This window comes from Peribacillus sp. NPDC097198, assembly GCF_044762055.1.
Lineage (GTDB): Bacteria > Bacillota > Bacilli > Bacillales > DSM-1321 > Peribacillus.
Window position 1 is genome coordinate 194,406 of the sequence record NZ_JBIWDO010000003.1, and the last position, 12,066, is coordinate 206,471.

9 protein-coding genes are annotated in these 12,066 nt (G+C 42.9%); 7 read left to right on the forward strand and 2 right to left on the reverse strand.

The window, feature by feature from the left end:
* Nucleotides 1-102: 102 nt before the first annotated feature.
* Both ACIQXQ_RS06435 and ACIQXQ_RS06440 read right to left on the reverse strand, forming a co-directional pair.
* Entirely contained in the window at nucleotides 103-852 is a 750-nt protein-coding gene (locus ACIQXQ_RS06435) for an FxLYD domain-containing protein (RefSeq protein WP_402956233.1), read from the reverse strand.
* A gap of 385 nt (nucleotides 853-1,237) precedes the next feature.
* A complete protein-coding gene (locus ACIQXQ_RS06440; RefSeq protein WP_402956235.1) occupies nucleotides 1,238-2,965 on the reverse strand; it encodes an Rqc2 family fibronectin-binding protein in 1,728 nt (575 codons plus the stop codon).
* 323 nt (nucleotides 2,966-3,288) lie between these two features.
* Between ACIQXQ_RS06440 and ACIQXQ_RS06445 the strand changes: the two genes are divergently transcribed.
* The 7 genes from ACIQXQ_RS06445 to priA all read left to right on the forward strand — a co-directional run bounded on the left by ACIQXQ_RS06445 (nucleotide 3,289) and on the right by priA (nucleotide 12,033).
* Nucleotides 3,289-5,967 carry a calcium-translocating P-type ATPase, SERCA-type gene (locus ACIQXQ_RS06445; protein WP_402956237.1) on the forward strand — a complete coding sequence of 893 codons (2,679 nt, stop codon included), beginning with the start codon at nucleotides 3,289-3,291 and terminating at the stop codon, nucleotides 5,965-5,967.
* Between the two features lie 152 nt (nucleotides 5,968-6,119).
* Nucleotides 6,120-6,995, forward strand: coding sequence for a YicC/YloC family endoribonuclease (locus ACIQXQ_RS06450; protein ID WP_402956239.1), 876 nt, complete (start codon nucleotides 6,120-6,122; stop codon nucleotides 6,993-6,995).
* A gap of 54 nt (nucleotides 6,996-7,049) precedes the next feature.
* Complete coding sequence (gene remA / locus ACIQXQ_RS06455; RefSeq protein ID WP_034313813.1) at nucleotides 7,050-7,313, forward strand: extracellular matrix/biofilm regulator RemA; 264 nt, start codon at nucleotides 7,050-7,052, stop codon at nucleotides 7,311-7,313.
* A gap of 10 nt (nucleotides 7,314-7,323) precedes the next feature.
* Nucleotides 7,324-7,938, forward strand: a complete 615-nt coding sequence (gene gmk / locus ACIQXQ_RS06460) for a guanylate kinase (RefSeq protein ID WP_402868230.1) — start codon at nucleotides 7,324-7,326, stop codon at nucleotides 7,936-7,938.
* Nucleotides 7,939-7,941: 3 nt separating this feature from the next.
* On the forward strand, nucleotides 7,942-8,148 hold the full coding sequence (rpoZ, locus tag ACIQXQ_RS06465) for a DNA-directed RNA polymerase subunit omega (protein WP_402868232.1): 207 nt from the start codon (nucleotides 7,942-7,944) through the stop codon (nucleotides 8,146-8,148).
* A 264-nt stretch (nucleotides 8,149-8,412) separates the two neighbouring features.
* The gene (gene coaBC / locus ACIQXQ_RS06470) at nucleotides 8,413-9,615 is read left to right on the forward strand and encodes a bifunctional phosphopantothenoylcysteine decarboxylase/phosphopantothenate--cysteine ligase CoaBC (RefSeq protein ID WP_402868234.1); all 1,203 of its coding nucleotides are present in this window, start codon (nucleotides 8,413-8,415) and stop codon (nucleotides 9,613-9,615) included.
* Nucleotides 9,616-9,621: 6 nt separating this feature from the next.
* Entirely contained in the window at nucleotides 9,622-12,033 is a 2,412-nt protein-coding gene (gene priA / locus ACIQXQ_RS06475; protein WP_402956241.1) for a primosomal protein N', read from the forward strand.
* The last annotated feature ends 33 nt before the right edge of the window (nucleotides 12,034-12,066 follow it).

The window sequence follows — 12,066 nt, forward strand, 5'->3', positions numbered from 1 at the left end:
GGGTTCGTATTAACATAAAAAAGCACACCACTAATATAAGCGGTGTACCAAAGTTTGTTTCATGTGGAAACATTCTAGTTATCACTTTTTTATACTATTAAATTACCACTTCCAACTGTAAGCAACAGTTTTTACTTCTTTCGCTTTTCCTTTGACGGTAGCTGGAAGTTCTGGATAGTTCAGTTCGAATGCCGTTTTTCCACCTGCATTCAACCCAATATCTAATGAACCATTCAATACGCCTACCAATTTCCCTTCTCCATCATATAAACCAGATGCCAAACGAATGTCATCCGCTTTTTCATCCCCGTCATTTATCACATTCCCTGTGACAGAATAAGGATTATCTGAAAAATCACCGCTCAAAGCGTTCAACTTAACATTTTCCGTTTTTAAATAGGCTGGTTCCTCATCTGTTGTATCGAAATCTATATTAGAATACGCTTTATTGACCAATTTAGGGTCTTTCACAGAATCTAAAATAGTGGATTCACCAATATACGCCGTTTCACCTGGCATGATGACATCAGGTGTAGCCGTTATCATACTGGCCGTACCAAGGACGCTTCCGTCTTCCCCTTCAAAATTAATTTGGATATCACTTAACGAAGCAGGGGCATTTCCGGTATTTTTCACTTCGGCAGAATAGTTCACCCAAACAGAATCAATAGAATCTTTCCAAGCACCGAATGTTTCTTGCATTATTTCTACTTTCGCTTCTTTTTTATCTTTTTGTTCAGCTTTTGTATTGGTAGAAGAACCTTTCTCAGTTGAAACAGTTTGTTCCTCACCTGAACAGGCAGTCAATAGTAAAACCACCAACAAAAGACTCATACTCCATATTTTTTTCATTGAAATAATTCCTCCCTTTTACAACAGGAACTATATTACCATAGTTTTTACGGATTTGGTTGAAAAAATCAAACCTTCAGTGCTTTACAAATGATGGACTAGAGAAGCATAGATCTTTGAATAGGTATTTATTCCATCTTGATTTCTAAAATATGTATTTATTTTTTGTTTTTACTATTTAACAAGACTTTCGACCTGGTGACATTCAAGGCATCGTTTTTTCATGAGATCAAAAGGGCCCTTCTCTTTACGATTTCTATTAGTATATTCTTCACTTTTACCATCTCTAAGATGATGCTTCAACCAAAATAAAAACTGCACCCCGCTTGTTAGGTCATGTCTAACAAGCGGGGTGCAGTTCACAGGGTATTGTTTTTATTAATACTTATCCTTTTACGTGTGTCGCTTCTTTTAAAGAAATGACCGTATCGGCATCAGGGGTAACATAAACGGTTTGCTGTTGTTCATAGATGACAAACCCAGGTTTCGATCCATTTGGTTTCTTCACATGGCGAACATGGGTGAAATCGACAGGCACCGAACTTGATTGCTTGGCTTTGCTGAAGAATGCAGCTAAAGCGGCAGCTTCCTTTATCGTATTTTCACTTGGTGATTCATTCCGAATCACGACATGTGAGCCGGGAATATCCTTCGTATGAAGCCAGATTTCATCACGACGGGCAAATTTATTCGTCAAGTAATCATTTTGCTTATTATTTTTCCCGACAAATATGAGGTCTCCATCACTACTGTAATAAGTCTCAAGCTGCGGTTTGGCATTGGCAGGTTTTTTCATGCCCTTTTTCTTTTTCTGGCGGATGTAGCCTTCTTCTTGTAGTTCTTCGCGTATTTCCTCGATATCTTTTGGTGAGGCAGACTGCAATTGCTGATGCAAGGCTTCAAAGTAAGCCAATTCCAGTTGGGCTTTTTCGATTTGCTCTTGGACGACAACGACCGCATTTTTGGACTTTTGATACTTTGAAAAGTACTTCTGTGCATTATCAGATGGGTTTTTTAATGGATTAAGCGGGATAACGACAGTCTCTTGATCTTCATTGTAATAATTGATGACCTCGATTTCCTTCATGCCTTTTTTCATTTGATATAAGTTGGCTGTCAGCAATTCACCGAACAGTTGGTATTGTTCCCCGCGTTCCGTTTCCTTTAGCGTACGTTCCAATTTGCCGATTTTTTTTGAGTTTTTTTCTATTTCATTCGTAATGAAGCGTTCTATATCCTGGCCCTTTTGCTTGACGCGGTCCCGTTCGGCTTTCCCGAAGTAATAGCGGTCAAGCATCTCGCTTAAGGATGGAAATGACCTTTCTTTACCCGTCAGGTGATTCAGGGAAAGCATATAGAAAACTTCTTTACTGCCATCTTGTTTGATGGTCGGGACATACTCTCGATCTGCAATCTCTTTTATGAGGCTAGAGAAAGCAGGTGGAAGTGTCGAACTGTTCGCCAAACCAGCACGGTAAACGGCCTCTTTAGCCACTAGGGGTGAAACTCCTGAGAAATGGGCTACTAGCTGACGGTCAAGCTTTCCAGCATTAAAGTCCAGCGATTTCCTTATATCATCGTCAGTGGAGTCAAATGGATTTTGCTTCTCCTGTTCTGGGGGGAGAATGTATTCCTGGCCAGGTAATATCGCCCGGTGGCTGTTCACAGCGTGTGATACATGTTTGATGCTGTCTAAAATCATATTCCGCTCTTTATCAACTAAGATGATATTGCTGTGACGACCCATAATTTCGATGATTAGCTGTTTCTGGGAAACATCGCCCAGTTCATTTCTACCTTTCACTTCGAGGATGATCATCCGATCTAGCTCATGTTGATAGATGTCCTCGATTGTATATCCTTCCAGATGCTTCCTGAGCAGCATGCAGAACATTGGTGCCTCTTTCGGATTTTCATAGCTTTCTTCTGTCAGCTGTACCCTTGAATAGCTCGGGTGTGCAGATAATAGTAGCTTTTGATTTTTACCTCCAGCCCGAACCACCAGTATGATTTCGTTTTTATAGGGCTGATGCACTTTATTGATGCGCCCGCCTTTTAATAAAGAAGCGATTTCTTCCGTTATCGCTTTCGTGAATAATCCATCGAATGACATTCATTTTACTTCCTTTACATAAGATTTTCTATAAGGCTCTTTCAATAGCCGTTTTAAAATGGTTGCCTATATTACTGGAATAAACATGGGAATGAGTCTATTCCTGACATTCATTAATCCATCGGTAGGTCGGATAATCCGTTTGTGCAATTTCAGATTAATTATAGCATTTTTTTGGACGAGTCTGAATAATCATGGAAGAAGAGCAGTTGTTTTATGTAGTTTAGTATGCAGGCGGATGAGGGTGAGCAACGCTAAGTGCCTGTTTTGAGCATGTATACTGGGGCCTATTTCATTCTATTCAAAGGGATGTGTGATACTCGATGGAGTTCAAGGAAATGAATAAGCAAGAAATGGAGAAGGCGCTTCAAACGGACGTGAAAGCTGGTTTGAATGAGAAAGAAGTAAAGGACAGGCTGAACAAGCAAGGATTCAATGAACTGAAAGAAGGGGAAAAGCAATCTGCCATTTTACTGTTCTTCGCTCAATTTAAAGATTTTATGGTCATTGTCTTGCTTGCGGCAACCTTGGTCTCTGGCATCTTGGGTGAATATATCGACGCGATTGCCATCATTGCCATTGTTTTTTTAAATGGGGTACTTGGGTTTTTTCAAGAACGTAAGGCTGAAAAATCATTGGATGCCTTAAAGGAAATGACAGCCCCACAGGTTCAGGCATTAAGGAACGGGCAATGGCTGAAGATCCCTTCAAGGGAAGTGGTAGTAGGGGATATCTTGAAATTTGCAAGCGGGGACCGAATAGGGGCAGATTTACGGATCGTCGACCATTCCAGCCTTGAAATTGAAGAATCAGCTCTAACTGGCGAGTCCATTCCAGCCGTGAAATGCTCCGATCCATTAATGGGCGAGGCGGAAAGCATCGGGGATCAGGAAAATATGGCGTTCATGGGAACGATGGTCACTAGAGGAAATGGTATTGGAATTGTTGTCGCGACAGGAATGGACACAGCAATGGGGAAGATAGCGGACCTTCTTCAAACAGCAGAAACCAAGGAAACGCCACTACAACGACGATTGGAACAATTGGGAAAAATCTTAATCATTACCGCGTTGATCTTAACTGGAGTCGTCGTATTAACGGGTGTCCTTCAAGGGCATGATCTTTATACCATGTTTTTAGCCGGTGTTTCCTTGGCTGTTGCGGCCATCCCGGAAGGCTTGCCTGCCATTGTGACAGTAGCCTTGTCTCTTGGCGTTCAACGGATGATTAAACAAAAGGCCATTGTTAGGAAGTTGCCTGCGGTTGAAACGCTTGGATGTGCCACGGTGATATGTTCCGACAAAACTGGAACATTGACCCAGAATAAAATGACGGTTACGAAAATTTGGAGTGGCGGGAAGACATGGGATGTAAGTGGGACAGGATATCATCCGACTGGGGAGTTTTCTTCAGGAGGAGTTTCGGTCGCTCCAAAAAATGAAAAGGCTCTCCTCCAAATGGTGACATTTGGGATTCTTTGCAACAAAGCCGAGGTAAATGAGAGAGGTAAAGGATATATTCTTGACGGAGATCCGACAGAAGGCGCGATGGTAGTAGCGGCGATGAAGGCGGGTTTGACGAGGGAGCATTTGTCAAACCAGTTCACGATCGTGAGGGAGTTTCCATTCGATTCTGAAAGGAAGATGATGAGTGTTGTAGTCAAGGATGATAAAGAAAACCATTTTGTCGTAGTAAAAGGGGCACCAGATGTTTTGCTAGCCCAGAGTGATACGATTTTAGTGGACGGTAGAACGGACCCGCTAAATCGGGAAAACAAGGAACGGGTTCAACTGAAAATGAATGAGCTTGCATCAAGTGCACTTCGGATGATTGCAGTGGGTTACAAACCACTTTCAAAGGGAACCATTCTACTCCATGAGACAGAGGCCGAACGGAATTTGACCTTCATGGGGCTGCAGGGCATGATAGACCCACCTCGTCCTGAAGTGAAACAAGCAGTGAAGGAATGCCGGGATGCGGGAATTAAAACGGTCATGATAACGGGCGACCATGTTATAACAGCCAGGGCTATTGCTAAAGATCTTGGTATTTTAAGAGGGAAAGACCGTGTACTCGAAGGTCATCAATTATCGGCGATGGAAGTTGACGAGCTCGAAGAAATCGTTGAAGGAGTGTCTGTGTTCGCCCGTGTTTCCCCGGAACATAAGTTGAAAATCGTGAAGGCTTTACAGAATAAAGGACATGTTGTTGCGATGACGGGGGATGGCGTCAATGACGCTCCGGCAATAAAGTCGGCCGATATCGGTATATCAATGGGCATCACGGGTACAGACGTCGCAAAGGAGGCTTCTTCCTTGATTTTGGTCGATGATAATTTCGCCACGATTAAATCGGCTATTAAAGAAGGAAGGAACATCTATGAAAACATTCGGAAGTTTATCCGGTATTTGTTGGCATCGAATGTTGGTGAAATTCTTGTCATGTTTTTCGCCATGCTTTGTGCCTTACCTTTACCATTGATTCCCATTCAAATCCTATTCGTCAACTTGGTGACGGACGGACTTCCGGCGATGGCTTTGGGTCTCGATGATCCTGAAGAAGATGTGATGAAAAGGAATCCGAGAAATGCTAATGAAGGGGTTTTTGGGAGGGGACTAGGCTGGAAAATCCTCTCACGTGGTTTTTTAATTGGGATCTCGACGTTAATTGCCTTTTATGTGGTATATCGTGCGAATCCTGATAATCTTGCATATGCACAGACCATCGCATTTGCGACCCTTGTATTTGCCCAGTTGATCCATGTTTTTGACTGTCGGAGTGAAAAGTCCATTTTCTCAAGAAATCCGTTTGGCAATCTGTATTTAGTGGGAGCAGTGCTCTCTTCCCTGTTGTTGATGCTTGCTGTCATGTATGTACAGCCGCTACAGGCAATCTTTCACACCGTTCCGATTTCGGGCAGGGATTGGCTATTAGTGGTAGGAATGTCATCAATCCCAACTTTTTTACTGGCGGGAACCTTTTTAGCAAGAAAAGCACAATAAAATATGATATAATCTTTTAGGTGATAGAGTCTTTCTCTATTACCTTTTTATTTTTAGAACCTTTTATTTATACTGATCATGACGTGAAAAAGCTGATATAGATTGAATGAACATACCAAGTTACTACATTATGTTTGATTGGAAGTGGAGACATGGTTACCAGTATGACGGGCTATGGAAGAGGAGAATCACAAAACGAACAGGTCAAGGTCTTTGCAGAAATCAAGACCGTCAACCATCGTTTCTGCGAATATACGATTCGAATGCCGCGCCAGCTGTTGGTTCTGGAAGAAAAAGTGAAAAAAATGGCGAGTGAATACATAAGAAGGGGACGGGTGGAACTCTTCATAACGGTCGAAGGGAAAAGCCTGGTTTCTAAAAATGTTGATATCGATTGGAATCTTGCAGATCAATATGTAAGCCTGATGGATGCAGTGAAGGGGAAATATAACCTTGGCGGTTCCATTTCGCTTCAAGATATACTGCAACTCGAATCGATTTTCTTGATGGAAGAAGTAGCGACCATTCCTAGTGATTTGGAAAAGTTGCTTATGGAATCAGTAAAGGGTGCCCTAGAAAACCTGACACAAATGCGTGTTCAGGAAGGACAGGGGCTTGCCAGTGATTTGCAAAGTCAGTTAAAGAAGTTTGCTGAGATTGTAGCGGGGGTTAAAACCTATGCGCCTTCTGTTGTAAAGCAATATAAGGATCGACTGACAATAAAGCTTTCCGAGTTGACTGATGGCATGATTGAAGATAGTCGCATTGTCACAGAGGCGGCCATATTTGCGGATAAATGTGATATAAATGAAGAATTGACTAGGCTCGATAGCCATGTGCAACAGTTTTCGGATACCCTTAAGCAAGGCCAACCGATTGGGAGGAAATTGGATTTTCTCGTTCAAGAGATGAACAGGGAAGTCAATACGATCGGTTCAAAGGCAAATGACTCAGTCATTACAAAAGAAGTGGTTGAAATGAAAAGCCTGCTTGAAAAATTGAAGGAACAGGTTCAAAATATCGAATAATCGGTTTATGATAACCCTGTCAAGGCGACAATAGAATATGAATGGGGGACAAAAATGTCAATTAAGCTCATTAATATTGGTTTTGGTAATATCGTTTCCGCAAATCGGATCGTATCCATTGTAAGTCCTGAATCTGCTCCAATAAAAAGGATTATCCAGGATGCCCGTGATCGCGGATCATTAATAGATGCTACATACGGCAGAAGAACAAGGGCCGTTATTATTACAGACAGCGACCATGTCATCTTATCCGCCGTTCAACCGGAAACGGTTGCAGCAAGGCTTCAAGATCGAGATGATAGCGTAGAAGAGGGGTAACTGAAAGATTATGAGAGAAAAAGGTTTATTAATTGTTTTGTCCGGCCCATCAGGTGTGGGTAAGGGTACCGTAAGAAAGGCAATCTTTTCTCAGCCGGGTACGGCATTCGAGTATTCAATTTCTATGACGACACGACTTCCACGGCAAGGTGAGGTGGATGGGGTAGATTATTTCTTTAAAAAGCGTGAGGATTTCGAAGCGTTGATTGAAGAAGGAAAGCTCCTGGAATATGCGGAGTTCGTCGGCAATTATTATGGAACACCTGTTGATTATGTCCGAGAAACGATTGATTCCGGAAAAGATGTTTTTCTTGAAATCGAAGTACAAGGAGCTAGGCAGGTTCGGGAAAAGTTTCCTGAAGGCCTATTCATTTTCCTTGCCCCGCCAAGCTTGAGTGAACTTGAAAGTCGGATCGTAACCCGTGGTACCGAGACGGAGGAAGCGATCAAAGGGCGCATGAAGGTGGCTAAAGAGGAAATAGAGCTTATGGATCTGTATGATTACGTCGTTGAAAATGACCATGTAGATGCTGCTTGTGCTAGAATTAATGCAATTGTAATTGCCGAACATTGCCGTCGGGAAAGAGTTGCTGTTCTTTATAAAAAAATGTTGGAGGCGGAATAAACTATGTTATATCCATCTATTGATTCATTATTACTGAAAATCGATTCAAAATACTCACTTGTATCTGTTGCAGCCAAGCGTGCTAGAGAAATGCAAATTAAAGATAACTGCATGATTGCTAAACCAGTTTCTCACAAATCAGTCGGTCGTGCCCTTGAAGAAATCTATTCTGGTAAATTATCATATGATAATTCATCTGAAGTAAAATAATTGAACACTTAAGCTTGACCTATCGGGCCTGACACCCTAACAGCAAACAGGATGCGTTACTTTTGGAACTTGCTTCCTTCCTGCGGCAAAGGTGTGTCAGGCCTGTTTGTTTTGATTTTGGATAGGAGCAAACAAACAGCAATCCAAAAAGCGGTTATGGACTTTATTGACACTTACCAAGGTTCTTGCGCATATATAATGAAATTTTACCTGTAAACCTTCATAATTAGTTAATAATAGAATGTATAGTTAGGGGAAATTTGCATGCTTATCGATAAAAAGGTTCTACTTTGTGTCACTGGCGGAATTGCTGTATATAAGGCTGCAGCCCTGACCAGTAAACTGACGCAGGCAGGGGCTCACGTTAAGGTGATCATGAGTGCCTCGGCGCGCCAATTCGTGACGCCTCTTACCTTTCAGGCACTTTCAAGACATGATGTTTATACCGATACATTTGATGAAAAAGATTCCTCGGTCATTGCCCATATCGACCTTGCTGATTGGGCGGATATTGTCCTGGTGGCGCCTGCCACAGCGAATGTTATTGGCAAGATAGCCAATGGCATCGCGGATGATATGATCACAACCACGTTGCTTGCAACGGAGGCCCCTGTTTGGGTAGCTCCGGCTATGAATGTCCATATGTACGCTCATCCGGCTGTGCAGAAGAATATGGAGACGCTTCGTACGTTTGGTTATCAATTCATAGAGCCCGGTGAAGGGTATTTGGCTTGCGGCTATGTAGGAAAGGGAAGACTGGAAGAACCGGAAACGATTGTACAACATCTACAAGAATACTTTGGGGAAGTTGGCTTGAAACCACTTAAGGGTAAGAAATTCTTAATCACAGCGGGGCCTACCCGTGAAGCAATCGATCCTGTACGCTTCGTGACGAACCATTCTAGTGGCAAGATGGGCTATGCCATTGCCGAGCAGGCAGCCAATCAGGGAGCCGATGTGACCTTGGTCACCGGGCCCGTGAGTTTGGCTCCGCCTTCGAAGGTGAAGGTCATTCCCGTCGAATCAGCCGCAGATATGTATGAAGCGGTGTTTGAGCAATTTGACTCGAGTGATGTGGTAATTATGACGGCTGCGGTTGCCGACTATAAACCCAAATTCTATCATGAACAGAAAATGAAAAAACAGCCTGGTGAAAATGTGATTGAATTTGAACGGACAAAGGACATTCTTATGGAATTGGGCAAGAATAAGACTCATCAGCTCTTAGTCGGTTTTGCAGCCGAAACGAATAATGTGGAAGAGTATGCAAAAGGGAAATTGGTGAAGAAGAATGCCGATATGATCGTAGCCAATAATGTTACGGTATCGGGTGCAGGCTTCGGCACGGATACAAATATTGTTACGATCTTTAATAAGGATGGGCGTTCCATCGAACTTCCAAAAATGAGTAAAGCGGATATCGCCAAAAGTATTTTGGCAGAAGTATCCTGCATGCAAAAGGATTGATGTCTAATGGATATTGCATCCGTCATAGTGGATGTACCTGCAAAACAAACGGATAGGGAATTCGATTATCGAATTCCTAAGAAATGGATCCAGGTCATTAAACCTGGCATGCGAGTCATTGTTCCGTTTGGTCCCAGAATGGTGCAGGGATTCGTAACGGGGCTAAAAGATAAAAGTGAATTTGCTAAGCTCCGCCATATTAAAGAACTGATGGATTTGGAGCCTGTTTTAAATGATGAATTGCTGCAACTTGGTGACTGGTTGACGAAAGAGGCCATGTGTTTCAAAATTTCGGCGCTGCAAGCGATGCTACCGGCAGCAATGAAAGCAAAATATGAAAAAGTCATCAATATCGTAGACGGTAAAAAGGCCCAGCTGTCCACGATGATACAAGCTCTTTTTGGCAAGCATGATTCGCTATCATGGAAAGATGCGATAGAAGGGGAACATGCTTCCCTTCTTCAAAAAGAGTTGCAAAAAGGCAATTTAGAGTTAGTGTATTTTGTGAAAAACCGTCTCAATAAAAAGACGGTACGGGTTATAAAACCGTTAGTATCTCCAATGGAATTGAAAGAAATGGGTTCGTCGCTATCTGGAAATGCAAGAAAACAGCAGGAGCTCATCCAATATTTCATTGAACACCCAGACCCGATACCGCTTAAGGAGCTTCTTGAATTGGTTAATGCTTCTAGTGGGACGGTGAAGTCCCTTGTGGCAAAAGGGGCATTGGTCGAACTGGAACAAGAAGTATACCGCGACCCTTATGAAAACCGTGTATTTAATAAATCCAATCCCTTCACATTAACAGATGAGCAGGCTGCCGCGCTTGGGCCCATTCAGGAGAAGATTAAACAGGACGAACATGACGTTTTCCTTTTATATGGTGTAACGGGAAGTGGGAAGACAGAAGTGTATTTACAGGCCATCGCTTCGGTTATGGAGAAAGGGAAGGAAGCCATCATGTTGGTTCCGGAAATTTCTTTGACTCCCCAAACGGTGAAACGGTTTAAAGAACGCTTTGGCGAGCAGGTTGCGGTCATGCATAGTGGTTTATCCGTTGGAGAAAAATATGATGAGTGGAGGAAAATTCATCGTAAAGAAGTAAAAGTAGTGGTAGGGGCACGGTCGGCCGTTTTTGCTCCATTTGAGAATCTTGGGATCGTCATCATTGATGAAGAGCATGAGGCGAGTTACAAGCAAGAAGAAAATCCGCGTTATCATGCAAGGGATGTTGCGATTGAACGAGCGAAATCCTATCAATGCCCTGTCATCCTCGGAAGTGCCACCCCTACCCTAGAATCCTTTGCCCGTGCCAAGAAAAATGTCTATCAGTTATTGACCCTCAGTAAGCGGATGAATAAAAATGCTATGCCTGCAGTCGATATCGTGGATATGAGGGAAGAACTAAGATCGGGAAACCGCTCAATGTTTTCCGAACTGCTATTTACGAAGTTGCAAGATCGGCTCGAAAAGGGACAGCAGACGGTACTGATGTTAAATAAGCGTGGGCATTCCTCCTTTGTCATGTGCCGTAGTTGTGGATTGGTGATCAACTGTCCAAATTGTGATATTTCCCTCACTTACCATCGCTTTAATGATATAATGAAATGCCATTATTGCGGGTTTGAGGAAGGGATGCCTTCTGTGTGTCCCGAGTGTGAGAGTGACCATATCCGATTCTTTGGAACGGGTACACAGAAGGTGGAGGAAGAACTTGCCAAGATCCTCCCTGATGCAAGAGTAATTCGGATGGATGTCGATACGACGAGTAGGAAGGGATCACATGAGCGGCTGCTGAATGCATTCGGTGAAGGAAAAGCGGATATACTGCTTGGAACCCAAATGATTGCCAAGGGCCTTGATTTCCCGAATATTACGTTGGTTGGCGTGCTTTCAGCCGATACGATGCTGCATTTGCCTGATTTCCGTTCTTCGGAAAAGACATTCCAGCTATTGACGCAAGTCAGCGGAAGGGCAGGGCGACATACACTTCCTGGTGAAGTGGTGATCCAAACCTATACGCCTGAGCATTACAGTATAGAGCTTTCCGCTATGCAGGATTACGATGCATTTTATGAAAGGGAGATGTACATCCGGAGGCAAGCCCATTATCCTCCTTATTATTATGTAATCCTCGTAACGGTTTCTCATGAGGACTTGATGAAAACCGTGAGTGTGACGGATAAGATTACTAATTTCCTGAGTTCGCGACTGCATAAGGATTCTATCGTCCTCGGGCCGGTCGCCTCCCCAATTAGTCGAATCAACAATAGATATCGATACCAATGTCTGATAAAATACAAACGAGAGCCGGAGCTTTATCACCATTTACGAACGCTTTTGGAGCATTATCAAAAGGAAACGGCCCAAAATCACCTGCAGATTTCCATTGATTTAAATCCGCAGATTATGATGTAGTTGTTATGATATCGCGAGCTGTTCAGGCTTGCG

What these genes read in the sequence shown, in the direction of transcription:
- coaBC (WP_402868234.1), top strand. Translation starts at nt 8,413, where the DNA reads ATGCTTATCGATAAAAAGGTTCTACTTTGTGTCACTGGCGGAATTGCT.
- gmk (WP_402868230.1), top strand. Translation starts at nt 7,324, where the DNA reads ATGAGAGAAAAAGGTTTATTAATTGTTTTGTCCGGCCCATCAGGTGTG.
- ACIQXQ_RS06435 (WP_402956233.1), bottom strand. Translation starts at nt 852, where the DNA reads ATGAAAAAAATATGGAGTATGAGTCTTTTGTTGGTGGTTTTACTATTG.
- ACIQXQ_RS06450 (WP_402956239.1), top strand. Translation starts at nt 6,120, where the DNA reads ATGGTTACCAGTATGACGGGCTATGGAAGAGGAGAATCACAAAACGAA.
- remA (WP_034313813.1), top strand. Translation starts at nt 7,050, where the DNA reads ATGTCAATTAAGCTCATTAATATTGGTTTTGGTAATATCGTTTCCGCA.
- rpoZ (WP_402868232.1), top strand. Translation starts at nt 7,942, where the DNA reads ATGTTATATCCATCTATTGATTCATTATTACTGAAAATCGATTCAAAA.
- ACIQXQ_RS06445 (WP_402956237.1), top strand. Translation starts at nt 3,289, where the DNA reads ATGGAGTTCAAGGAAATGAATAAGCAAGAAATGGAGAAGGCGCTTCAA.
- ACIQXQ_RS06440 (WP_402956235.1), bottom strand. Translation starts at nt 2,965, where the DNA reads ATGTCATTCGATGGATTATTCACGAAAGCGATAACGGAAGAAATCGCT.
- priA (WP_402956241.1), top strand. Translation starts at nt 9,622, where the DNA reads ATGGATATTGCATCCGTCATAGTGGATGTACCTGCAAAACAAACGGAT.